Genomic DNA, 23,010 nt, shown 5'->3' on the forward strand with positions numbered 1-23,010 from the left:
ACAACCCGTTGCTCCGGTCGGTGGTGATGCATCTGCATGACTTCCGCTCCGGGCCCGGCGTGGGATATCCAGGGAGGACCGACCGCGACGGAGGGGGCGGCATGACCGAGTTCGACCTGGTGGTCCGGGGTGGATCCGTGCTCGACGGGAACGGAGGTCCGGCCCGCACGGCGGACGTCGGGATCGTCGGGGACCGGATCGTGGAGGTCGGCCGGGTCGCCGGCACCGGCCGCCGCGAGATCGACGCGGACGGCGCGGCCGTCGCCCCCGGGTTCGTCGACATCCACACCCACTACGACGGGCAGGCGACCTGGGAGTCCCGGCTGCAGCCGTCGTCGTGGCACGGGGTCACCACCGTGGTCGCCGGCAACTGCGGGGTCGGCTTCGCGCCCGCCCTCCCGGAGCACCGCGACCGGCTCATCGACCTGATGGAGGGCGTCGAGGACATCCCGGGCATCGCCCTGCACGAGGGCCTGCCCTGGACCTGGCTGACCTTCCCCGAGTACCTCGACGTGCTCGAGGCCCGCCCGTACGACGTCGACCTCGCCACCCAGGTCCCGCACGCCGCGCTGCGCGTGCACGCGATGGGGGAACGGGCCGCCGCGCACGAGGAGGCCACGGCGGACGAGGTCGCGCTGATGGCCAAGCTGGCGGCGGAGGCGATCCGGGCCGGCGCGCTGGGCTTCTCCACCTCGCGCACGCTCAACCACAAGAGCATCGACGGCGAGCTCACGCCGTCCTACGGCCTGGGTGCCGCCGAGCTCGTCGCGATCGCGAAGGCCGTCGGGGAGACCGGCACCGGGGTGTTGCAGCTGGTCAGCGACTTCCCCGACGCCGACGAGGAGTTCGCGCTGATCCGGGAGATGGTGGCGGCGTCGGGCCGGCCGCTGTCGTTCTCGCTCGTGCAGTTCCCGCAGGAGCCGGACAAGCACCGCGCGATCCTGGCCATGGTCGACCGGGCGTGGGCGGACGGGCTCGAGATCCGCGCGCAGGTCGCGGCCCGGCCCGTCGGGCTGATCCTGGGCCTGGAGAACACCCTCAACCCGTTCATGACCAACCCGGTGTGGCGCGGGATCGCCGACCTGACCCCCGGCGAGCAGGCGGCCCGGATGCGCGAACCCGGCCTGCGGGCGGAGATCCTCGCCGCACAGACCCGGGAGAAGGAGCGCGGCCGGCTCGGCGGCAACCTGATCCACAAGTACGAGCTCATGTACGAGCTCACGGACCCGCCGAACTACGAGCCGCCCGCCTCGGCGTCGATCGCCGGCCGGGCCGCCGCCGAGGGCCGGGACCCGGTGGAGCTGGCCTACGACATCGTGGCCGGCGGCGGCATGCTCTACCTGGTCAGCTCGAACTACGTCGCCGGCAACCTCGACGCCGTGGGCGAGATGCTGCGGCACCCGCACGCGCTGCCCGGGCTGTCCGACGGCGGTGCGCACGTCGGCACGATCTGCGACGGGAGCTTCCCGACGACGCTCGTCCAGCACTGGACCCGGGACCGCGCCGGGGAGAAGCTCGACCTGGCCTACGTGGTGCAGCGGCAGGCCCGGGACACCGCGCGGGCGGTCGGGCTGCTCGACCGCGGCGTGCTCGAGCCCGGGTTCCGCGCCGACCTCAACGTGATCGACGTCGACGGGATGCGGCTGCACCGGCCGGAGATGCGCCACGACCTGCCCGCGGGCGGGAGCCGGCTGCTGCAGCGGGTGGACGGGTACCGGCACACGGTCGTCGCCGGCCAGGAGACCTACACCGACGGCGCCGAGACCGACGCGCTGCCGGGCCGCCTGATCCGCGGGGCACGGCCCGCGCCCCGGTAGCCCGCCCGGAAACCCGCTCGGCGCCGGGTGGGGCTGGCCCTACTGTGCACCCGGGAGTGTGCCGGGTGGGGGGCACTGCGCGGGTGGGCTTGGGTGGACGCATGAGCGAGGAGGGGATCCCGGCCGCCGTCGTCGTGCCCGCGCCGGCGGTCGGGGCGGTCCGGCGGGGGCTGCGCTACCTGGTCACGGGGCTGCCGCTGGGGGTGCTGGCCTTCGTCGTCGCGATCGCCGGGTTCGCGGCCGGCATCAGCACGGTCGTCGTGTGGGTGGGGCTGCCGATCCTGGCCGGCACGTTCGTGCTGTCCCGGCGGCTGGCCGACGTCGAGCGGCGGGCCACGGAGGCCGCCACCGGCCGCCCGCTCCCGCCGCACCACTACCGCCCGCGGCGCGGGCGCGGCGTGATCGGGATGCTGGGCCGGCTCGCCGACCCGCAGTGCTGGCGCGACCTGCTGCACGCCGTCGTCGGGTTCCCGGTCCGGCTGGCCTGCTTCGTGATCGGCGTCGCCTGGGTCGTGACCGGCCTCGGCGCCACGCTGTACGTGCTGTGGGAGTGGTCGCTGCCGCGCGGCGAGCGGACCGGGCTGGTCGACGTGATCACCGGCGTCGCGTCCCGGGCGCTGGACGTCGCCTTCACCACCCTCGTCGGGCTGGTCCTGCTGGCCACGACGCCGTGGGTGGTGCGGGGGCTCGTCGCCGTGCGGGCCGGGCTCGCGCGCGGCCTGCTCACCAACCGCACCGCCGCGTTGCGGGCCCGTACCGAGCAGCTCGCCGCCGGTCGCCGGGCCGCGGTCGCGGCCGAGGCCGCCACGCTGCGGCGGCTCGAACGGGACATCCACGACGGCCCGCAGCAGCGGCTCGTCCGGCTGACCATGGACCTCGAGGCGGCCGACCGCCGGCTCGACGACGATCCCGAGCGCGCCCGCCCGCTGATCGCCGAGGCCCTCACCCAGACCCGCGAGGCGCTGGCCGAGCTGCGGGCGCTGTCCCGGGGCATCGCCCCGCCGGTCCTGGCCGACCGCGGGCTCGCCGCCGCGCTGGCCGCCGCCGCGGCGCGGTCCACCGTGCCGGTCAGCGTCGAGGTCGACCTGCCTTCGGGCGAGCGGCCGGCGGCGGCGGTGGAGAACACGGCGTACTTCGTGGTGACCGAGGCGCTCACGAACGTCGCGAAGCACTCCGGGGCGACCCACGCCACCGTCGACGTCCGGCCGCACCGCGCCGACCTCGTCGTCCGGGTGACCGACGACGGCGTCGGCGGCGCCCACCCGGCGAAGGGCCACGGATTGTCGGGGCTGTCGGAGAGACTGTCGGCCGTGGAGGGGCGGCTGGAGGTCGCGAGCCCCGAGGGCGGGCCGACGGAGATCACGGCGTGGATCCCGCTGGCCGGGTTGGAGGACGCGTGAGGGTGGTGCTGGCCGAGGACTCGTTGCTGCTGCGCGAGGGCCTCGTGCGGCTGCTCGACGAGGCGGGCGCCGAGGTGGTGGCGGCGGTCGGCGACGGGGCGGCGCTGGTCACCGCGGTGAAGGAGCACCGGCCGGAGGTGGCGGTCGTCGACGTGCGGATGCCGCCGACCTTCACCGACGAGGGGCTGCGGGCGGCGCTGGAGATCCGCCGCGAGTGGCCGGACACGGCGATCCTGGTGCTGTCCCAGTACGTCGAGGAGTCCTACGCCTCGGACCTGCTGGCGGCGGGTGGGGGAGTGGGGTACCTGCTCAAGGACCGGGTGTCCCGGCTGGCCGAGCTGTCCGACGCGCTGGAGCGGGTCGTCGGCGGCGGGACCGTGCTCGACCCGGAGGTCGTGTCCGCGCTGCTGACCCATCGCCGGCGCCGCGATCCCGTCGAGTCGCTCACGCCCCGTGAGCGGGAGGTGCTCGGCCTCATGGCCGAGGGCCGGACCAACACGGCCATCGGCCGCGACCTGGTGATCACGCAGGGCGCGGTGGAGAAGCACATCTCGTCGATCTTCACCAAGCTGGGGCTCGCGCCGTCGGGTGACGACCATCGACGGGTGATGGCGGTCCTCGCCTGGTTGCGGGCCTGACGCCCACGTGGGCCCCGGATCTTCCCCGTCCGTGTGATGGCGGATGCGGCGCGTGTCCGCCAAGCTCTCGCCGGTCCAGTCGGGGCGACCGGTCGGGGGAAGAGTCGATGGCGCTGCGCGAGCGTGTGCCGACAACGGGGTCACGATCCGTCACGAAGCGGTCGGGCCGGCATCGGGCCGGGTCGCACCGGCCCGCGATCGTCGTGCCGGAGCAGCGGGGAACATCCCACCGCTGGATCACCGCGGAGGCCGACGAGCGGGCGCGGCGGCGGGAGTCGCGGCGGCGGGCGGGTACCGGGACGGAGACCCGGTCGGTGCCCGCGGAGACGGCACGTGGTGCGGCCGTCGGGCTCGAACCCGGTGTGGAGAGCCGGTCCCTGCGAGCGGAGGCGGCGCGGAGCGCGGCCGCCGGTCTCGCGGGGGCGCGGCTGGCCACGGCGCTGGTCGGGCGGGTCGTCGCGGACTGCCACCGCGAGGCGGCCACCCGGATCGCGGACCGGATCGCCACCGTCCGTGCGCCGCTGCCGGAGCCCGGGGTCGTCGACCGCGAGCCGGAGCCCGGCGTCACGCGAACCCTGCCGGTCCGCTACCGGGGTGTGCCGACGCGCCGCCGGCCGCGGCCGGCTGCCGGGGTGTGGGTCCTGCTCGGGCTGCTGCTGGTCGTGGCGGTGGCCGTGCCGTCGGCGGTGCGGCAGGCCGGGTTCGCGACGACGGCCGACGCGGCGGCCGAGCGGTTCCCCGGCGTCTTCCCCGAGAACACCGAGCCCGGAGCCGGCGGCGGCCCGGTCGCGCCGGCACCCGCCGAGTTCACGACCGCGCTGCCCGACGGGCGCGCGCAGGTCGCGATCGACGCCGCCCTCTCGCAGGTGGGCGTGCCCTACCAGTGGGGCGGCGACGGACCGGCCGCCGGCGACCAGGGCTTCGACTGCTCGGGCCTGACCGTGTTCGCCTACGGCGCCGCGGGGATCACCCTGCCGCGCACCGCGCACACCCAGTACGTCGCGGGTCCGCACGTGCCCGCCGACGCCGCGCTGCAGCCCGGCGACCTCGTCTTCTACGGCACGCCGTCCGCGGTGCACCACGTCGGCGTCTACCTCGGCGACGGCCGGATGGTGAACGCGCCGACCTACGGCCAGCCGGTCCGGACCTCGTACTACCGCTGGCGCGGCGACGACTATCTCGGCGCCACCCGACCCGCCGCCCCCGGCCCGCGCAGCAGCGGGATGCTGCAGGTGCTGCCGGAGCCTCGGGTCACCTCGCCGAACGGGTGGCCGAAGACCTTCGACGCCCCCGCCGCGCCGGCCCCCGCCGCCGCGATCGCCCCGAGCGAGAGCCTGCCACCGGAGTCCGTGACGGCCGCCGCGGCGATGGCGGCCTCCGTCGGACCGCTCAGCGTGGTCGACGGCGCGGTGCCGAGCGGGGCCGGTGCGGGATCCACCGGGCCGGTGTTCGGCGAGCCCGCGGCTGCCCCGGCCACCGGGCCGGCCCCGGCCGGGCAGGTGTGGCGGCCCGCCGCGGCGACGTGGCGGTTGCCGGCGGGCGGGGACGTGAGCGGTGACGCCGCCTCAGCTCCGGCTGGTTCGACCGTGGCCGGCCCCGCGGGTCAGGTGGCTGCGGTTGCGGGTCCGGCGCAGGCCGCAGCTCCGGCGGACCAGACCGGAGCCGCCCCGGCCGAGAACTCCGCGGCTCCGCCGGCTGCGGCGGCTCCGACGCCTGCAGGCCCTGCCGACACCGCCCGGTCCGCTGTGGCACCGGCCGGGGACGTCCCGGCCGCCCAGGCACCGACCGTCGGCACCCTGACCCTGCCCGGCGGCGAGCTCCCGCTGGTGGCGGCGCGGCTAGACGAGGCCAGCGTCCCGGTGGCGCCCGAGCCGGGCACCGCCGCACTCCTCGACGAGGGCGACGCGCAGCTCGTCGTCCTGCGCTCGGCCGACGACCTCCCGCTCGACCAGCAGCTCACGGTCGCCGTCGACGGCGCCGACCCGCGCTCCCGCACGGTGGTGGAGGCGGCCCCGATGTCGGCGCAGGAGCTGGCGGAGCACATCCGCTCGCTGCCGGCGGGGGAGTTCCAGGTCCTCGCCCCCGCCGCCGACGGCACCTGGACGGTCGCCGAGCTCGAGTAGTGATCGTCGTACCGGTGCGCTGAGGGCGGCGATGCCCGCTCTCAGCGCACGGAAGCAACGATCACGAACGCCGGCCCGTCACCGCCCGTCGACCGCCCGCAGGTCGAGCACGAGCTCGGCCGGGGCGGTGCCGTCGCCCTCCACCACCCGCACCGGCACGCCCCAGTCCTGCTGGTACCGGTGGCAGGCGCCGAAGACGGCGTCGCCCTCGTCGCAGGCCGCGGCGGCGACGCTCACCGACAGCACCCCCTCGCCGGGCGCCAGGACGAGCGAGCGGACCAGGCCGGGCGCGGTGCCGCCGCCCTCGACCAGCAGCGACGCCGGCGACGCGTCCACCGTCAGCACCGTCGGGTCGCCGAAGCGCGTGTCGAGGTGCTGCCCCGTCGGCGGGGTGAAGTCGATCGTGAGCGCGACGGGTCCGGCCGCGAGGTCGGTGCGCGGGCGGCGCACGGTGTGCGACCCGGCGTTGACGAGCGCGCCGGCCGGGATCGGCAGCCGCACCAGCCGGTGCGCCGCCGACTCCACGACCACCAGCGTCTCCCCGTCGACGAGGACGTCGCTGGGCTCGGCGAGGTCCTGCGCCAGCGTGGTCACCTGCCCACCGGCGATGCGGCGGACGGCCCCGTTGTAGGTGTCCGCCACCGCGATCGAGCCGTCGGGCAGCACGCCGACGCCGAGCGGGTGCTGCAGCAGCGCCTCGCGGGCCGGGCCGTCGCGGAACCCGAAGTCGAACAGGCCGAGCCCGACGGCGGTGCTGACCTGCGGCGTCGCGTCGAGGTCCAGGGCGCGCACCGCGGAGGTCTCGGCGTCGGCGACCCAGAGCGTGTCGCCGGCGACCGCCAGTCCGGACGGCTGGGCGAAGAACGCGTCGGTCACCGGCCCGTCGCGGAGTCCCTCGGTGGTCGTGCCGGCCAGCACGGCGAGCTCCCCGGAGACCGGCGAGAAGGTCCACAGCTGGTGCCACCCCGCCATCGCGACGACGATCCGGCCGCGCCACCACGCCACGTCCCACGGGGTCGACAGCTCGGCCGCCGAACCGCCGGGCTCCACGCGCTCGCGCAGCGGCGAGCCGGTGCCCGCGACCGTCGTCACGTGCCCGTCGGCGAGCCGCAGCCCGCGCAGGGCGTGGTTCACCGAGTCGGCGACGACGACGTCGTATCCCACCTCGGCGACCACCTCGGCCGGCAGCACGGCCAACCCCTGCGGCTCCGAGAACTCCGGCGAGGTGCCGTCGCGGAACCCGCGCGAGCCCGTCCCGAACCGTCTGATCTCGTCGAACTGTGCGTCGACCTGCACCACCTGGTGGTGCGCGGTGTCCGAGACCAGGAAGCCGCCGGGCACGGCGACGACCTTCCCCGGGAACCGCAGCGCGGTCGACGGCGGCGGGGGCGCGACGGACGGCCCGTCACCCCGGCGCAGGGTCCCCTTCGCGGTGTGCTCGGCCACCAGCTCGCGTATCAGCACCGCCAGGCCGTGCGCGTGCCCCTCGCCCGCCATCTGCGCGACGACGTACCCCTCCGGGTCCACCACCGCGAGCGTCGGCCACGCGCGGGCGGCGTACGCGTCCCACATCGCGAGGTCCGGGTCGTCGAGCACGGGGTGGTGCACCCCGTACCGCTCGACGGCCGCCTCGACCGCCTTCGGGTCGCCCTCGTGGGCGAACTTCGGCGAGTGCACCCCGACGACCACGAGGACGTCGGCGAACTCCTCTTCGACCGGCCGCAGCTCGTCGAGCACGTGCAGGCAGTTGACGCAGCAGAACGTCCAGAAGTCGAGCAGGACGATCTTGCCGCGCAGATCCGGCGCCTCGCCGCCGGTGTTCAGCCAGCGACGTCCACGCAGCTCCGGAGCCCGTACCCGCATCACGGACGGATCAACGCGCGGGACCGCCGCCCCTGTTCCAGACTGGGTGCGTGCCGGAACTGCCCGAGGTGGAGACCGCGCGGAAGGTGCTCGAGGAGGCCCTGGACCGCGAGATCAGGTCCGTCGACGACAACGACGAGTGGGTGTGCCGGCCCCATCCGCCGGGCGAGATCGCGAAGGCGCTGGTCGGCGGCCGGCTGACCGCGGCCCACCGGCGCGGCAAGACGATGTGGTGCGAGACCGTCGACCGGGACGGCGAGGAGGGCCCGACGCTCGGCGTGCACCTCGGCATGGATGGGCGCGTGATCGTCACGAACTCCGACGGGGAGCGCGTCGGCGGCGGCCCGGAGCGACCGGACCGGCAGCCCCGCAAGCCCGAGTGGGACCGGTTCACCGTCAACTTCGCCGACGGCGGCCGGTTCCGGCTGTTCGACAAGCGTCGCCTGGGGCGGATCCGCCTCGAGCCGGACCTCTCGGGTCTGGGGCCCGACGCCGAGGAGATCACCGCCGCCGACTTCCGCACCCGGATCGCGCGCAGCCGCTCCGCGGTCAAGGCGCGGCTGCTGGACCAGTCGGTGATCGCGGGCGTCGGGAACCTCCTCGCCGACGAGACGCTGTGGCGCGCCAGGATCAACCCGGCGGCGCCCGCGGACGAGCTGGGGCGCACGGAGCTCGACCGCCTGTACCGCAACCTCGAGAAGTCCCTGAAGTCCGCGATCGCGAACGGCGGCGTGCACACGGGCGAGGTGATCGAGCACCGCCACCCCGGCGGGCACTGCCCGCGGTGCGGCGCCGAGATGCGCCACGGGACCGTCGGCGGCCGCAGCACCTGGTGGTGCTCGAAGGAGCAGCAGTAGCCGGTCAGCTCAGGGCGGGCTCCGGGTGCCGGGCGCGCCACCACAGCAGCACCCCCGTGCACACCGCGAGCCAGGCGGCGCCGGTGGCCCAGCCCGCGACGACGTCGCTGAACCAGTGCACGCCCAGGTAGATGCGGGTGTAGCCGATCCCGCCGATCCACGCCGCCGCGACCAGCAGGGCGCCCAGCCGCAGCGGGCCGGTGAGGTGCGGCCAGGCCAGCACGACGAGCGCCCCGACGACGACCATCGACATCGTCGCGTGCCCGGAGGGCAGCGACTCGTTCCCGGCCTCGACCAGGCGCACCGCCAGCGGCGGCCGCGGACGGTCCAGCATGCGTTTGACCAGCGTGAACACCACGCTGGCGCCGGCCATCGTGGCGATCAGCCACACGCCGTCGACGCGCCGCCCGCGCAGGATCAGCACGATGCCCGTGACCAGGGCGAGCACCGCCATCGCGGCGGTGCTGCCGAGGTTCGTGAACACGACCAGGATCGCCGTGACCCCGACGGAGCGGCTGTCGATCGCCCCGGCGAGGGCCGAGCCGTCCTCGTCCGCGGGCCCGACGCCGGTGAACGCGGCCCAGATCAGCCCGGCCGCCAGGGTGAGCAGGAGGACGGAGCAGGTCGCGGTGAGCGCGAGGACGCGGCGGCCGGGCACCCCACCACTCTGCCCACGCGGGACCGCCGGCGCCCGCCGACCGGCCGAATCCTCAGCCGCAGCTCAGGAGGGGTCGTGAGTGCCTACTGCCCCTAGAGGGGCAGTCGGCACTCACGGGTCAGCTGCGGCCGCGCAGGGTGCGGTACCGGCGGATGAGCGCGGCGGTGGAGGCGTCGAGCGCGGAGAAGTCCGGGTCGTCGCCGTAGAGGGCGGGGCCGAACTGCTTGGCCATCACCTTGCCCAGCTCCACGCCCCACTGGTCGAAGCTGTCGATGCCCCAGATCGTGCCCTCCACGAAGGTCTGGTGCTCGTAGAAGGCGATGAGCTGGCCCAGCGTCGACGGCGTGAGCTTCGGCGCGAGGATCGTCGAGGTGGGCCGGTTCCCGGGCATGACCTTGTGCGGCACGACGTCGGCCGGGGTGCCCTCGGCCTCGATCTCCTCCTTCGTCTTGCCGAAGGCGAGCGCGGCCGTCTGCGCGAACAGGTTGGACATGAACAGGTCGTGCATGTCCGGCCCAGATCCATCGGCACCGCCCTCGCCCGGGAGGTCGTGGTTGGGCTCGGCGAAGCCGATGAAGTCCGCCGGCACGAGCCGGGTGCCCTGGTGGAGCAGCTGGTAGAAGGCGTGCTGACCGTTGGTGCCGGGCTCGCCCCAGAAGATCTCGCCGGTCTCGGTGGTGACCGGGGTGCCGTCGGCGCGCACCGACTTGCCGTTGCTCTCCATCGTGAGCTGCTGGAGGTAGGCGGGCAGCCGGTGCAGGTACTGCGAGTACGGCAGCACCGCGTGGGTCTCGACGCCGAAGAAGTTGTCGTACCAGACGTTGAGCAGGCCGCTGATCACCGGCAGGTTCGCGGTCAGCGGGGCGGTGCGGAAGTGCTCGTCGATCGCGTGCATGCCGGCGAGGAACTCGGCGAAGCCCTGCCTGCCGATCGCGACCATGAGCGAGAGCCCGATCGCGGAGTCGACGGAGTAGCGGCCGCCGACCCAGTCCCAGAAGCCGAACATGTTGGCCTCGTCGATGCCGAACTCGCGGACCTTCTCGGCGTTCGTCGACACGGCCACGAAGTGCTTCGCGACGGCCTTCTCGTCACCCAGGCCGTCGACCAGCCAGGTCCGGGCGTTGCGGGCGTTGGTGAGAGTCTCGAGCGTGGTGAAGGTCTTCGACGAGACGATGAACAGCGTGGTCGCCGGGTCGAGGTCGTGGGTGGTCTCGGCCAGGTCGGTCGGGTCGATGTTCGACACGAACCGGCACTCGACCTCGCGCAGCGAGTAGTCCTTGAGCGCCTCGTACGCCATGACCGGGCCCAGGTCCGAGCCGCCGATGCCGATGTTGACGACGGTGCGGATCCGCTCGCCGGTGGCCCCGGTCCACTCCCCGGAGCGGACCCTGTCCGTGAACTCGCCCATCCGGTCGAGCACGGCGTGGACGTCCGCGACCACGTCCTGGCCGTCGACCGTCAGCGAGGCCGTCCGCGGCAGCCGCAGCGCGGTGTGCAGCACCGCCCGGTCCTCGCTGGTGTTGATGTGCGCGCCGGAGAACATCGCGGTGATCCGGTCCGGCAGGCCGGCGGCCTCGGCCAGGGCCACCAGCTTCGGCACCGTCTCGCCGGTGATCCGGTGCTTCGAGTAGTCGAGGACGAGGTCGGCGCCCTGGACGGTCATCGCCTCCGCCCGCCCGGCATCGGCGTCGAACAGCTCGCGGAGGTGCGCCGGCTCGACGGCCGCGTGGTGCTCGGTCAGGGCCGCCCACTCCGGGGTCGCGGTGATGTCTCGGGGGTTGTCCACGCCGGACATCATGCCCGCGTCCGGCCTGCCTGACACGTCCCGCGGACCGGCGGTCGGCGGGTGTGGCTACCACTAACCCGACAGTGGTGGCGGCGTGCTGTCCGGCGCCGGGTCGCACGCGGTGTCCTGTGGTCCGACGACGACAGCACCCCGAGAAGGAGCGTTCCCCGTGAGCGAGCAGCCCGCCCCCGCCGCCGGCAGCACCGGTTCCGCCGTCCTCGCCAGCCCCGCCTGGATCATCGGCGGCCTGCGCAACCGCCCCGGCTACCTCATCACCGCCGCCACACCACCCGACCCGGCCCGCGTGGCCTTCACCGACGGCGAGGAGACCCTGTTCGACGTCCCGCTCGCCGAGGTCTCCGGCGTCACCTACCCCTGGTACTGGTTCGGCGGCGGCTTCAAGGCCCGGATCGCCGGGAAGACCGTGAAGATCACGTTCGTGAAGCCGAACGGCATGCCGAGCCCGGACCCCTCCGCCCTGGAGCTCGGCCTCTCGGCCCTGGGCGTGGCGGCCGCGTTCCAGGGCGTGGGGCACGTCGGCGACCTGGCCGGGCTGGCGTGGATCGCCCCCGGCCGCAAGGCCACGGCGCAGTGGCGGGAGGTGCTCCCGGCCTGATCCCCGCGGGCCCGACCGCCCTCCCGTCCACGGGCGTCCCCCCGCTCGCCGACGCCGCGCCACCCAGGTGGGTGGACGCGGCGCGCCGACCAGCGGGGGAGTCGCGGAGACGAACGGTCCGTAACCACGCGCTCCGGGTTTCGTTACACGGATGAGTGGTTCGCACCTGCTGTTCATCGCGTGCGGATGACGGACCACCGCAGAAACCGCTGTTCGGCCTAGACCTGGCCGCGCTCCGGTCTAGCTTCGTCACTCACCGCGGTTTGCCGACGACCCGTAGTCAGGAGCTCGAAGATGTTGACCCGTTCGGTTCCCGAACCCGCGAAGCACGTGCTCATCCTGATCGCGCGGTTGACCGTGTCGTTCATCATGCTGGCGCACGTCTGGCAGAGCTTCTTCCAGGCGGGCTTCGGGACGGCCACCGACCAGTTCACGAACTTCGGCATTCCCCTGGCCATCGTCGCGACGGCGTTCACCCTGGTCGTGGAGCTGATCGGCTCGATCCTCATCGCGGTCGGCATCTTCGTGCCGTGGGCCGCGGCCGGCATGGCGTTCGTGATGTACGGCGCCATCTGGTTCGTGCACGGCGCGCACGGCGTGTTCGTGAAGAACAACGGCTGGGAGCTCGTCGCCCTCATCGCGGGGATCGTGCTGGCCATCGCCGCGTTCGGTCCCGGCCGCTACAGCCTCGACCACCTGATCTTCGAGCGGAAGCGCGAGGAGGACGTGCCCGCTCCGGTCGACGTGAGCTCGGACCCCTCCGGCGTGCCGATCGCCCCGGCCCCCGCAGCGTTCGCCGCCCGCCCGGCCTCGGCCCCGGGCTGGGACGCGCCGCGCTGGGAGGACGAGCGGCACGCCGCCGCGCCGGCCCCGCGCTGGGACGCCGAGCCGGCTGTGCAGCAGCCGGTGCGGGTCTCGTCCGCCCAGCCGTTCTCCCTGTGGGACGACGGCCGGGCCGGTGCCGACGCCCCGGCGCCCCGGCGGGTGCCGACCGCGTACTCGAACTCGTCCACCCGGCCCGGCGCCCGGCACGCCGTCCACCCCGGCGCCCCGTCCGTCGACTACGCGGACTACGCCGACCCGTACACCGGCCCGCAGGCCCACCTCGACGCCCCCCAGCAGCGCGAGCAGCAGTACTGACCCCGGGGGCGCACCGGAGCGCGCCGGTGCGCACCGTCACCTCCTGACCGGGGCCCCGCGGCCCTTCCGTCCCGCCGCCACGCGACCGCGGCGGGACGGGCGGCCGCGGGGCCTTCGTCGTCCCACCGGGAAGATGATCGCTCTCCGCTTCATCTCGATCACACAGTGTGAGAACGGACATGATCGCCCCATCGGGACGGATCGCGTCGTTACGGTCGGCCAAGTTAGTAGAACGTTCATCCATCGGAGGTCGTCCGTCATGACCCGTGCCCTGACCGGAACCGCCCGCGACGTCGTGCTGCTGCTCGGCCGGCTCGTCCTCGGTCTCGTGCTGCTCGCCCACGGCTGGCAGAAGGTGGTGACCAACGGCCCGGGCGCGACGATCGAGGGCTTCTCGGGCATGGGCATCCCGGCCGCGCCCGCGGCGGCGGCCTTCACCATGCTGGTCGAGATCGTCGGCGGGCTGATGCTGGTCGTGGGGGCGTTCACCGCGGTCGCCGGGGTGCTGGCCGCGCTCGTGATGGTCGGTGCGGGCCTGTTCGTGCACGCCGACGCGTTCTTCGCCGCCGACGGCGGCTGGGAGCTCGTCGGCGTGATCGCCGCGGGCGTGCTGATCCTCGCCGCGGCGGGGGCCGGCCGGTTCAGCGTCGACCACCTCCTGGCCGCGCGGCGCACGCCCGCCGCCGTCTGAGAACCCCTTCACACCGGTCCCGCCGCCGAATCCGCCCGCACCGCAGGGGATCATCGGGGGCGGAGCGAGGGGGGATCGCGTGCTGCGCCACGTCACGGCGACCCGCTACGTCACGCCGTTGCGTGAGGGCGGGTCGCTGCCCGGTCTGATGGAGGCCGACGACCTCGGCACCTACGTCGTGAAGTTCCACGGCGCGGGGCAGGGCCGGAAGGTCCTGGTCGCCGAGATCGTCGCCGGCGAACTCGCCCGGGAGCTGGGCCTGCCGGTGCCCGAGCTGGTCACGGTCGACCTGGACCCCGAGCTCGGGCTCGCCGAGCCGGACCAGGAGGTGCAGGACCTCCTGCACCGTTCGGCCGGGCTCAACCTGGGCCTGGACTACCTGCCCGGTGCGCTGGACTTCGACCCGCTGGCCTTCGACCCGGGCCCGGAGTTCGCCGGCCGTGTGCTGTGGTTCGACGCGCTGGTCGGCAACGTGGACCGCTCGTGGCGCAACGCCAACATGCTGCTCTGGCACCGGGCCCCGTACCTGATCGACCACGGCGCGACGCTGACCTTCCACCACGGCTGGGCGCGGACACTCGCCGATCCGGCGGCGGTCGCCGCCCGCCCGTTCGACGCCGGCGACCACGTCCTGCTCGGGTCCTTCCCGGACCTCGACGCGGCCGACGCCGCCCTCGCGCCGCTGGTCACCGCGTCGACGGTCGAGCGTGCGGCCGCGGCGGTGCCGGACGAGTGGCTGGCCGGCGAGCCCGGCTTCGACGGCCCCGACGAGGTCCGCGCCGCGTACGCCGAGATCCTCGCCGCGCGGGTCGCGGCCCGCGAGACCTGGCTGCCCGCCGTCCGGGAGGCGGCGGCGACCGGCCGTCCGCGCCCGATCACCCGGAGCGGCCGCCCGCCGGCGTGGCTGGCCGCCCGGCTGCCGAAGGTGGACCGGTGAGCACGGGGAACGGCCTGGAGGTCTACGAGTACGCGGTGCTGCAGGTCGTGCCGCGGCCCGAGCGCGGCGAGACGATGAACGCCGGCGTGCTCGTCTACTGCCGGGCGAAGGACTTCCTCGGCGGGCGGGTGCACCTGGACCGGGACCGGCTGCGCGCCCTCGACCCGCACGCCGACGCGGACGCGATCGCCGACGCCCTCGAGGTCGCCGCCGCCGTCTGCGCCGTGCCCACCCCGCCGCGGGCCGACCGGCGGACGGAGGGGGCGCTGGCCGCGTCGGGCCCGGGGGCGGGGGAGGACCTCGGCCGCCGCTTCCGCCGGCTCACCGCGCCGCGCAGCACGGTCGTGCGGCCCGGTCCGGTGCACAGCGGGCTCACCGCGGACCCGGCCGCCGAACCGGACCGCCTGCTCGCGGCGCTGGTCCTGCCCCTCTGAGCCGTGGGAGTGGCGATCGTCGCAATGGCGTTGATCGCCCGTCACGGGGCAAGGTGACGGCATGAGCGGATCGACGCAGATCGCCACCGACCCCGTCCCCGCCGCGGCGCTCACCGAGTGGCTGCGGGCCGAGGTCCCCGAGGTCGCCACCGGATCGGACCCCGTCGACGTCCGGCGGATCTCCGGCGGGCACTCGAACCTGACCTACCGGATCGTCGACGCCGCCGGCACCCCGTGGGCCCTGCGCCGCCCGCCCACCGGCGGGGTCCTCGCCACCGCCCACGACATGAGCCGCGAGTGGCGGTTCATCGCCGCGCTGGCCGACACCCCGGTCCCGGTCCCGCGGGCGGTCGCGTTCTGCTCCGACCAGGCGGTGATCGGGGCCGACTTCTACCTCATGGGGTTCGTCGACGGCGTCGTCCCCGGCGACGTCGAGGCCGGCGCCGCCATGCCCGTCGAGATCCGCCACGCCGCGGGGCTGGCGGTCGCGGACGTGCTGGCCGAGCTGCACGCGGTCGACCCCGACGCCGTCGGGCTGGGGGAGCTGCGCCGCCCGGGCAGCTACCTGGAGCGCCAGCTGCGCCGCTGGCACCGGCAGGCGCACGACTCGGCCGTCGAGGACCTGTCCGTGGTCGACGAGGGGCACCGGCTGCTCGTGGAGCGGCGGCCGGTCGACGAGGAGCTGACCATCGCCCACGGCGACTACCGGCCCGGCAACCTCTCCTTCGGCCCCGACGGCCGCATCGGTGCGATCTTCGACTGGGAGCTGGCCACGCTCGGCGAGCCGCTCGCGGACCTCGGCTACCTGCTGGCGTCGTGGGGCCGTCCGGGCGACACCGTCCGGGAGATCACGTCCGGGCCGACCACGCTCGAGGGCTGGCCGGAGCGCGCGGAGATCCTGGCCCGCTACGCCGAGCGCTCCGGGCGCGGTGACCGGATCGCCGGGCAGGCGGACTACTTCGAGGCCTTCGCGCGCTGGCGCTCGGCCTGTATCGGCGCGGGCGTCTACACGCGGTACGCCGCCGGGCACATGGGCGACTCCACGGAGGACCCGGAGACGGCGCGGCTGCGGCTGGCGAACCTGCAGGAGCAGGCCACCGCGGCCGTGGAGATCCTGCACCGGAGCGCGGGCTAGGGTCACCGGGTGACCTGGGGTTCCTACGGCGCCTACCTGGGCATCGCCGTCCTGCTCGTGCTCGCCCCGGGGCCGGACACGCTCGTCCTGCTCCGCAACGCCCTGGCCGGCGGCCGCCGCGGCGGGCTGCTCGCGTGCGCGGGCATCCTCGCCGGGAACCTGCTGCAGGGCAGCGCGGCGGCGTTCGGGCTCGGTGTGCTCGTGGCGAGCTCCCGGCCGCTGTTCGAGACGCTGCGCTGGGCGGGCGTGGTCTACCTCCTGTTCCTCGCCGTGCAGGCGCTGCGCGGCGCGTGGCGCGGGGACTACGCGGCGTTCACCGAGCTCGTCGAGAAGCGGCGCGGGCAGGGCTTCCGCCGTTTCCGCGAGGGCTTCCTGTCCAACGTGACCAACCCGAAGGTGCTGGTCATGTACCTGTCGGTGCTGCCGCAGTTCCTGGTCCCGGGCGTCACGACCACGGCCGACGCGCTGCTGCTCGCCTACACCGTCGGCGTGCTGGGCGCGGTGTGGCTCCTCGCGCTGGTGTTCGTGGTGCACCGGGTGCGGGCATGGCTGGGCCGCCGGCGGGTGCGCCGCACGATCGACGCGGTGACCGGGACGGCGCTGGTCGGGTTCGGCGTCGCCCTGGCCGCCGAGTAGGGCCCGGCCGCCGAGTAGGGCCCTCGCCGCCGGGGAGGAACCGTAGCCGGAGGAGCCCCTACCGGACCGGCGGCTTCTCCGTGCCGTGCGCGAAGGTCGCCGACTCCGGCCCGCGCTGCGGGGCGCTCTGCCGGCGCAGTTGCTCGAGGGCCAGGCGGAGGTCGTCGAGCAGCAGGTTCGCCAGGTCGTGGCTGAAACCGTTGCGTACCACGATCCGCAGCGCCGCGATGTCCTCGCGCTTGGCCGGGAACGTGTAGGCGGGCACCAGCCAGCCGCGCTCGCGCAGGGCCGCGGACACGTCGAACGCCGAGAAGGGCTGTCCGTCGGCCACGGTGAACGCGAAGACCGGCAGCTCCGACCCGTCGGTGAGCAGCCGGAAGGCGCCCGTCTCGGCGATCCGGGCCGACAGAGTCGTGGCCACGTCCCGGCAGGTCTGCTGCACGCGTGCGAATCCTGCCTGGCCCAGCCGCAGGAACTGGAAGTACTGCGCGATCACCTGGCCGCCGGGCCGGGAGAAGTTCAGCGCGAAGGTCGGCATGTCGCCGCCCAGGTAGTTGACCCGGAACACGAGGTCCTCGGGCAGCGCGTCCTCGTCGCGCCACAGCGCCCAGCCGACGCCCGGGTAGACCAGGCCGTACTTGTGCCCGGAGGTGTTGATCGACGCCACCCGCGGCAGCCGGAAGTCCCACGGCAGGTCGGGGTCGCAGAACGGGGCGATCATGGCGCCGGAGGCGCCGTCGACGTGTACCGGGACGTCCAGCCCGGTGCGGGACTGCAGGTCGTCGAGCGCGGCGCAGACCTCCTCGACCGGTTCGTAGCTGCCGTCGAAGGTCGAGCCCAGCACCACGACCACGCCGATCGTGTTCTCGTCGCAGAGCGCCACGGCCTCGGCCGCGCCCAGGTGCAGCCGGTCGCCCTCCATGGGGACCAGCCGCGGCTCGACCTCGAAGTAGTTCGCGAACTTCTCCCAGCAGATCTGGACGTTGATGCCCATGATGATGTTGGGGCGCGCGGTGTCCTTGCCCTCCGACCGCCGCCGGGCCTGCCAGCGCCGCTTGAGCGCCAGCCCGCCGAGCATGCACGCCTCGCTGGATCCCGTCGTCGAGCAGCCGATCGCCCGGGCCGGGTCCGGCGCGTTCCACAGGTCGGCGAGCATCCGCACGCAGCGCTGCTCGATGTCGGCGGTCCGCGGGTACTCGTCCTTGTCGATCATGTTCTTGTCGAACGACTCGGACATCAGGCGCTGGGCGGCCTCCTCCTCCCACGTCGTGACGAACGTGGCGAGGTTGAGCCGCGCGTTGCCGTCGAGCATCAGCTCGTCGTGCACGATCTGGTACGCGACCTGGGGATCGAGCCCGGACTCCGGCAGCTCGTAGCGGGGCACGGTGATGGGCTCCGCACCGAAGACCGGGTTCGCGGCGACCGGCTTGTCGGCGGGCTCGCGGCGCTGATGTGTGGGCATTCTCACGACCCTAGGGGAAGTCGGTGACATAGCCCTGGGACCGAAGCCACGGAAGCAGCCGGTCCAACGCCTCCACCGTCCGGGCCCGGCTCCCGCCCCCGTCGTGCAGCAGGATCACCGCGCCGGGGTGCAGGTGCTTCTCGACGTTCGCCAGGATCACGTCCGCGGCGGGCCGCTTCCAGTCCCGCGGGTCGATCGCCCACCCCAGCGGCTGCATCCCCTGCGCCACGGCCGAGTCGAGGATCTGCCGGTCCCAGTTGCCGCCGGGCGCGCGGAAGTAGGTGACGGGGGTGCCCGGGACGCGCGCGGCGACGTCGCCGATCTCCGCGGTGATCGTCCTGGCGTCGCGGGAGGGGAGTCCCTCGTCGTGGGTGTGCGAGTGCGAGCAGATCCGCATCCCGGCGTTGACGACCTTCGCGACGACGTCCGGGTGCCGTGCCATCTGCGCGCCGACCATGCAGAACGTTCCCTTGGCGCCGTGCTTGAGCAGCACGTCGAGGATCTGCGGGGTCCACTGCGGATCGGGGCCGTCGTCGAAGGTGAGCGCCACCCGCTTGTCCGCGGGCCCCGCGACCGGGAGGTCGGTGAGCACCACCGGCCGGGCCGTCGGCGCCGGGGGAGCCACGACGACCGGGGCGGGCTCCGGCTCGGGCGCCGCCACCTGCGTGCCGAGCGGCGCGATCAGGCCGAGCGCCAGCGCCGCGAGCAGTGCCGGCACCCGGTCCGCGGCTCTGCCGCGGAACATCCCCTCCGTCGTGCGGGGATCGGGGTGGGCGGGCCGGGTCAGGAGGCCGGATCCGCCGCGTCTCACCGGTGGCACGCCCATGGACGCCTCGACCGCCTCTCCCGGCTCGCCCGTCACGGGAGTTCGTTCGTACCCGAAGGAGCGACTCGAGGGCCGCGGACACGCCGGACGACCAGCGGAACCCCGCCCGGTCAGCCCTGCCCGCCGCCTCGCTGCTCGCGGCGCAGCAGCCGGCGCAGCGCGGGCAGCACCCGCTCCACGGTCGACGGCCGGGTCAGCAGCGGACCGCGGGTGTGGCGGACCTCGGTCGGGATGACCACGCTCGCGCCGCCGGTCGCGGCGATCTCCAGTTCGAGGAAGCTCGGCGAGAACGGGAGCGTCGAGAAGCCCGGCACGGCGCCCAGCCGGAGCTCCGCACCGGACCCGCCCTTGGTGTGCACGGCCGAGATGTGGTCGTAGTGGTATTCGAAGGTCGCGTTCTTCGCCCGCTTGCCGGTCACGACGTTCAGCTCGCAGGTCAGCACGGCGAGATGGTGGCGGCCCGGGCACAGGACGGCGACGGTGTACTCGCTGAACCGGCGGTGCCGGTCGTCGCCGAGGCGGTGGCGGGCCTTCAGGGTGGGCGCGATCAGCACGAGCGGGCCCTCCGGGTCGGTCATCCCGGGGTCCACCACCTTGGGTCGGACGTCCTCGGCGTGCAGGTCGAGGTCGCTGTCCTCGAGCTCGAAGCGCTTCATCGCGTCGGCGGCGGTGGCGACGAGGTCCGCGTTCAGGGTCGCGTCGACCTGGTCGTCGGAGGCCTTCGGCTCGGCGCGGGAGTAGTCGAGGCGGTAGTTCCCCAGCCTGACCCAGCCCGGTACCAGCAGGGCACCGATCGCGGCGACCGCTGCCAGGACGCCCAGCACCGGCAGGCCGGCCAGGGCGAGGGCGCCGGCGAGCACCAGCGCCACGACGCCGCCCTGCATCATCCGGATCGCCATGACCCGGTCCATCCGGTCCGGCGTCGGGACGAAGTACTTGCCGATCTTGTCCTTGCGCTCGTTCGGGTTGAGCGGCGCAGGCGTCGTCGGCACCCCCGTGGCGCTCATGGTCGTTCCCCCCTTGCGACCGGCGCCCTTCGCCGCCGGTCGATGAGGGGACTCGCTCCTCCGCGGCGTGATGTTGCGGGATCACGGACATGATCACTCCGGTGGAGCAGAATCCCCAGCTCCAGGGGTGGAGCTGCCGGCGAACGGGTGCACTGCCGTCACGCCGTCCGCCCTTGTGTTGACAGCACCTTGCGGCCCACAACATCCGGACGGGTGGTCCAGGCGCGGGCGCGCGGACGGCGGGGGTCAGGCGCCGCCGACCGCGACCGCCAGTCCGGTGGATCCGCGGTCGCCGCGGAAGAGCCGGCTGGACCCGACGGCGATCCGGCCGACCAGCCCGTACTTGCGCGCGACGGCGCGGCGGACCCGGCGGGTGCCCTCGACGTCGAGCAGCTCGGCGGTGCCCGGCACGGCCGGGCCGAGGGGCTTCCCGCGGCGGTCGCACTCGGCCAGCTCGACGGTCCCGGACCGGCGGATCCGCTTGACCTTGCCGGAGTCCGTCACGGTCCAGACGCCGAGCCGGCCGTCGTCCAGCCCGGCCGCCCAGACCGGCGTCGGGACGGGGGTGCCGTCCTTGCGGAAGGTCGTGAGCAGCAGGTACTGCGCGTCGGCGAGGCGCCGGGCCGAGGGCTCGCTCACGGGCCTGCTCACGCCGGCACGCTCGCCCGGTGCAGCTCCACCGGCACGCTCTCGTAGCCGCGCAGCAGCTTGGTGCGGCGGCGCACCGGGGTGCCGGCCGGGCGCATCTCCGGGAAGCGGTCGACCAGGGCGCGCAGCGCGACCTCGCCCTCCATCCGGGCCAGCGCGGCGCCGAGGCAGAAGTGGATGCCCTGCGAGAACGCGAGGTGCTTGTGCGCCTCCTCGCGCGTGACGTCGAAGCGGTGCGGGTCGGTGAACACCGCCGGGTCGCGGTTGGCGCCGCCGAGGTGCGTGATCACGAACGTGCCCCGCTTCACCGGGACGCCGCCGACCTCGGTGTCGCGCACCGCCACCCGCCCGGTCCGCTGCACCGGCGACTCGAAGCGCAGCATCTCGTCGATCGCGCCCGCCCAGCGCTCCGGCTCGGCGTTCAGCAGCTTCATCTGGTCGGGGTGGTCGAGCAGCAGTGCGGCGCCGCTGCCGATGAGGTTCACGGTGGTCTCGAAGCCCGCGGCGAGCAGCAGCATGGCGATGCTGGACAGCTCGTCCTCGGAGAGGGAGCCGCCCTCGTCGTGCGCCGTGACCAGCGCGGACAGGATGTCCTCGCCGGGCTCGCGGCGGATCCTTCCGAAGTGGCCGAGCATCCAGGCGTGCAGGGCGTCGATGTCGCGCTCGGAGCGGCGGAAGTCGGCGTACGAGAGCCCGGCGTCGAGCGACAGCGCGGCGCCCTCGCCCCACTCCAGGAACTGCTCCCGCATCGACAGCGGGGCGCCCAGCATCTCCGCGATCACGGTTGCGGGCAGCAGCGCGGCGAAGTCCCTGACCAGGTCCGCCCGCTCGCCCTTCGTGGCCATGGCATCGAGCAGCTCGGTCGCGATCTCCTCGGTGCGCGACCGCAGGGCCGCGACCTTCTTCGCGCTGAACGCCCTGGTCACGAGCTTGCGGTAGCGGGTGTGGTCCGGCGGGTCCGAGGCGAGCATCGACGGCGGCTGGGCCGGGCCGAGCGCCCACGAGCCGCCGATCGTCAGGGCCGCCCGGACGATGCCGGGCAGGTTCTCGGGCATCCGGCCGCCGACGCCGAAGTCCGTGCTGCGCAGGACCTGGGTGCAGACGTCGTGGTCGACGGTCGCGTGGAACATGCCCGTGTCGACGAGCTTCCCGCGCGAGCGCAGCTCCTCGTAGAACGGGTACGGGTTCGCGACGACCTCGGGGTCGGTCATCAACCGCGCGCCCAGCTCCCCGGCCCGCACCTGGCGGCGGACCATGCGTCGCATCATCCCGTGCCGGAGTCCCCATCGGACCACCCGGCGCACGCCCCGTGAACCCGCCATGCCGACCTCCTCGCCGTCGTCACCCTCAACTTACCGCCGGTAACTTGTGCTGCCCAGGGTCGCGGCTCAGGGGATCCTCAGCGGTTCTGCTAGATCTGGTGGGGTGTCCCGCCTGCTCGCCGTCAGCGACCTGCACGTGCGCTATCCCGAGAACCGGGCGGTCGCCGAAGGGCTCACCGGGGATCCGGGGGACTGGCTGATCGTGGCCGGCGACGTCGCGGAGCAGGTCGGCGACACCGTCGCGACGCTGGCCGACCTGGCCGCGCGGTTCGCGAAGGTGATCTGGGTGCCCGGCAACCACGAGCTGTGGACGCGCACGAAGGACCCGGTCGACCTGCGCGGGGAGCACCGCTACCGGCACCTGGTGGAGCGGTGCCGGGAGCTCGGCGTGCTCACGCCCGAGGATCCGTTCCCGGTGTGGGAGGGGGAGGGCGGCCCGGTCGTCGTCGCCCCCTTGTTCCTGCTCTACGACTACTCGTTCCTGCCGGTGGGCACGACCACGAGCGAGGAGGGCCTGGCCGCGGCGTACAACGCGGGCGTGGTCTGCACGGACGAGCACCTGCTGTACTCCGAGCCGCACCCGTCGCGGGAGGCCTGGTGCGCCGCGCGCGTCGCCGAGACCCGACTCCGGCTCGACGCCCTCGACCCGGAACTGCCGACGATCCTCGTCAACCACTGGCCGCTGACCCGGCTGCCCACCGAGGTCCTGCGCTACCCGGAGTTCGCGCTGTGGTGCGGCACCACCGCCACCGCCGACTGGCACGTCCGCTACCGCGCGCAGGCCGTCGTCTACGGACACCTGCACATCCCGCGGGTGATCTACGAGGACGGCGTCCGCTTCGTGGAGGCCTCGCTCGGCTACCCGCGGGAGTGGCGGCCGCGGGAGGAGCGGCACGGCCATCCTGCCGACGTCCTGCCCCGCCAGGTCCTGCCCGTCCCCGCCGAGGACTTCGGCGTCCGCCGCTGAGGGCCCCCGAGAACGGCGAACGGCGCTCTCGCTCACCAGGTGTGAGC

General features: G+C 74.3%; 21 protein-coding genes. 13 read left to right on the forward strand and 8 right to left on the reverse strand.

The features are described from left to right. The first annotated feature begins 101 nt into the window (after positions 1–101). From PKE99_RS07810 to PKE99_RS38820, 4 genes are all read left to right on the forward strand, one after another. Positions 102–1,817 (forward strand): N-acyl-D-amino-acid deacylase family protein, encoded by a 1,716-nt coding sequence (locus PKE99_RS07810; RefSeq protein WP_037040823.1) that lies wholly within the window; start codon positions 102–104, stop codon positions 1,815–1,817. A gap of 101 nt (positions 1,818–1,918) precedes the next feature. Next, on the forward strand, positions 1,919–3,217 hold the full coding sequence (locus tag PKE99_RS07815; RefSeq protein WP_037040824.1) for a sensor histidine kinase: 1,299 nt from the start codon (positions 1,919–1,921) through the stop codon (positions 3,215–3,217). Next, positions 3,214–3,855 carry a response regulator gene (locus PKE99_RS07820; RefSeq protein WP_037040825.1) on the forward strand — a complete coding sequence of 214 codons (642 nt, stop codon included), beginning with the start codon at positions 3,214–3,216 and terminating at the stop codon, positions 3,853–3,855. Before PKE99_RS07815 ends, PKE99_RS07820 begins: the two co-directional genes overlap by 4 nt. 314 nt (positions 3,856–4,169) lie before the next feature. After that, positions 4,170–5,978: a C40 family peptidase gene (locus PKE99_RS38820; RefSeq protein WP_197040453.1), complete on the forward strand. Its 1,809-nt coding sequence runs from the start codon at positions 4,170–4,172 to the stop codon at positions 5,976–5,978. A 78-nt stretch (positions 5,979–6,056) separates the two neighbouring features. On the opposite strand, the gene PKE99_RS07830 is transcribed toward PKE99_RS38820, so the two are convergent. Continuing rightward, positions 6,057–7,841, reverse strand: a complete 1,785-nt coding sequence (locus PKE99_RS07830; RefSeq protein WP_037041579.1) for an NHL domain-containing thioredoxin family protein — start codon at positions 7,839–7,841, stop codon at positions 6,057–6,059. Positions 7,842–7,891: 50 nt separating this feature from the next. On the opposite strand from PKE99_RS07830, the gene PKE99_RS07835 reads away from it, so the two are divergent. After that, positions 7,892–8,698 carry an Fpg/Nei family DNA glycosylase gene (locus tag PKE99_RS07835; protein ID WP_037040827.1) on the forward strand — a complete coding sequence of 269 codons (807 nt, stop codon included), beginning with the start codon at positions 7,892–7,894 and terminating at the stop codon, positions 8,696–8,698. A 4-nt stretch (positions 8,699–8,702) separates the two neighbouring features. On the opposite strand, the gene PKE99_RS07840 is transcribed toward PKE99_RS07835, so the two are convergent. After that, positions 8,703–9,356: a phosphatase PAP2 family protein gene (locus PKE99_RS07840; RefSeq protein ID WP_051736768.1), complete on the reverse strand. Its 654-nt coding sequence runs from the start codon at positions 9,354–9,356 to the stop codon at positions 8,703–8,705. Between the two features lie 118 nt (positions 9,357–9,474). Then, complete coding sequence (gene pgi, locus PKE99_RS07845; protein WP_425566481.1) at positions 9,475–11,142, reverse strand: glucose-6-phosphate isomerase; 1,668 nt, start codon at positions 11,140–11,142, stop codon at positions 9,475–9,477. 169 nt (positions 11,143–11,311) lie between these two features. Between pgi and PKE99_RS07850 the strand changes: the two genes are divergently transcribed. The 7 genes from PKE99_RS07850 (at position 11,312) to PKE99_RS07880 (ending at position 16,731) form a co-directional block, all read left to right on the forward strand. Beyond that, a complete protein-coding gene (locus PKE99_RS07850) occupies positions 11,312–11,758 on the forward strand; it encodes a hypothetical protein (RefSeq protein WP_037040829.1) in 447 nt (148 codons plus the stop codon). Between the two features lie 294 nt (positions 11,759–12,052). Further along, positions 12,053–12,898, forward strand: a complete 846-nt coding sequence (locus PKE99_RS07855) for a DoxX family protein (protein ID WP_051736769.1) — start codon at positions 12,053–12,055, stop codon at positions 12,896–12,898. Between the two features lie 259 nt (positions 12,899–13,157). Next, positions 13,158–13,589 carry a DoxX family protein gene (locus tag PKE99_RS07860; protein ID WP_037040831.1) on the forward strand — a complete coding sequence of 144 codons (432 nt, stop codon included), beginning with the start codon at positions 13,158–13,160 and terminating at the stop codon, positions 13,587–13,589. Between the two features lie 79 nt (positions 13,590–13,668). Beyond that, the gene (locus PKE99_RS07865) at positions 13,669–14,526 is read left to right on the forward strand and encodes a HipA family kinase (protein WP_037040834.1); all 858 of its coding nucleotides are present in this window, start codon (positions 13,669–13,671) and stop codon (positions 14,524–14,526) included. Then, positions 14,523–14,960, forward strand: a complete 438-nt coding sequence (locus PKE99_RS07870; RefSeq protein WP_231498040.1) for a DUF3037 domain-containing protein — start codon at positions 14,523–14,525, stop codon at positions 14,958–14,960. The genes PKE99_RS07865 and PKE99_RS07870 overlap by 4 nt, the downstream gene beginning before the upstream one ends. 61 nt (positions 14,961–15,021) lie before the next feature. After that, positions 15,022–16,095, forward strand: a complete 1,074-nt coding sequence (locus tag PKE99_RS07875) for a phosphotransferase family protein (protein WP_051736770.1) — start codon at positions 15,022–15,024, stop codon at positions 16,093–16,095. Positions 16,096–16,104: 9 nt separating this feature from the next. Further along, entirely contained in the window at positions 16,105–16,731 is a 627-nt protein-coding gene (locus PKE99_RS07880) for a LysE family translocator (protein WP_037040836.1), read from the forward strand. A 58-nt stretch (positions 16,732–16,789) separates the two neighbouring features. On the opposite strand, the gene gad is transcribed toward PKE99_RS07880, so the two are convergent. From gad to PKE99_RS07905, 5 genes are all read right to left on the reverse strand, one after another. Then, complete coding sequence (gad, locus tag PKE99_RS07885) at positions 16,790–18,193, reverse strand: glutamate decarboxylase (RefSeq protein WP_037040838.1); 1,404 nt, start codon at positions 18,191–18,193, stop codon at positions 16,790–16,792. 10 nt (positions 18,194–18,203) lie between these two features. After that, on the reverse strand, positions 18,204–18,938 hold the full coding sequence (locus tag PKE99_RS07890) for a polysaccharide deacetylase family protein (protein ID WP_081923821.1): 735 nt from the start codon (positions 18,936–18,938) through the stop codon (positions 18,204–18,206). Positions 18,939–19,129: 191 nt separating this feature from the next. Continuing rightward, a complete protein-coding gene (locus PKE99_RS07895; RefSeq protein WP_037040841.1) occupies positions 19,130–20,026 on the reverse strand; it encodes a hypothetical protein in 897 nt (298 codons plus the stop codon). Between the two features lie 246 nt (positions 20,027–20,272). Beyond that, the gene (locus PKE99_RS07900) at positions 20,273–20,677 is read right to left on the reverse strand and encodes a PPOX class F420-dependent oxidoreductase (RefSeq protein WP_231498041.1); all 405 of its coding nucleotides are present in this window, start codon (positions 20,675–20,677) and stop codon (positions 20,273–20,275) included. Continuing rightward, positions 20,674–21,930, reverse strand: coding sequence for a cytochrome P450 (locus tag PKE99_RS07905; RefSeq protein WP_231498042.1), 1,257 nt, complete (start codon positions 21,928–21,930; stop codon positions 20,674–20,676). The genes PKE99_RS07900 and PKE99_RS07905 overlap by 4 nt, the downstream gene beginning before the upstream one ends. Positions 21,931–22,099: 169 nt before the next feature. On the opposite strand from PKE99_RS07905, the gene PKE99_RS07910 reads away from it, so the two are divergent. Continuing rightward, positions 22,100–22,963, forward strand: coding sequence for a metallophosphoesterase family protein (locus PKE99_RS07910; protein ID WP_037040847.1), 864 nt, complete (start codon positions 22,100–22,102; stop codon positions 22,961–22,963). Positions 22,964–23,010 lie beyond the last annotated feature (47 nt).

The sequence above is a fragment of the Pseudonocardia halophobica genome (assembly GCF_027922425.1).
Taxonomy (GTDB): Bacteria; Actinomycetota; Actinomycetes; order Mycobacteriales; family Pseudonocardiaceae; genus Pseudonocardia; species Pseudonocardia halophobica.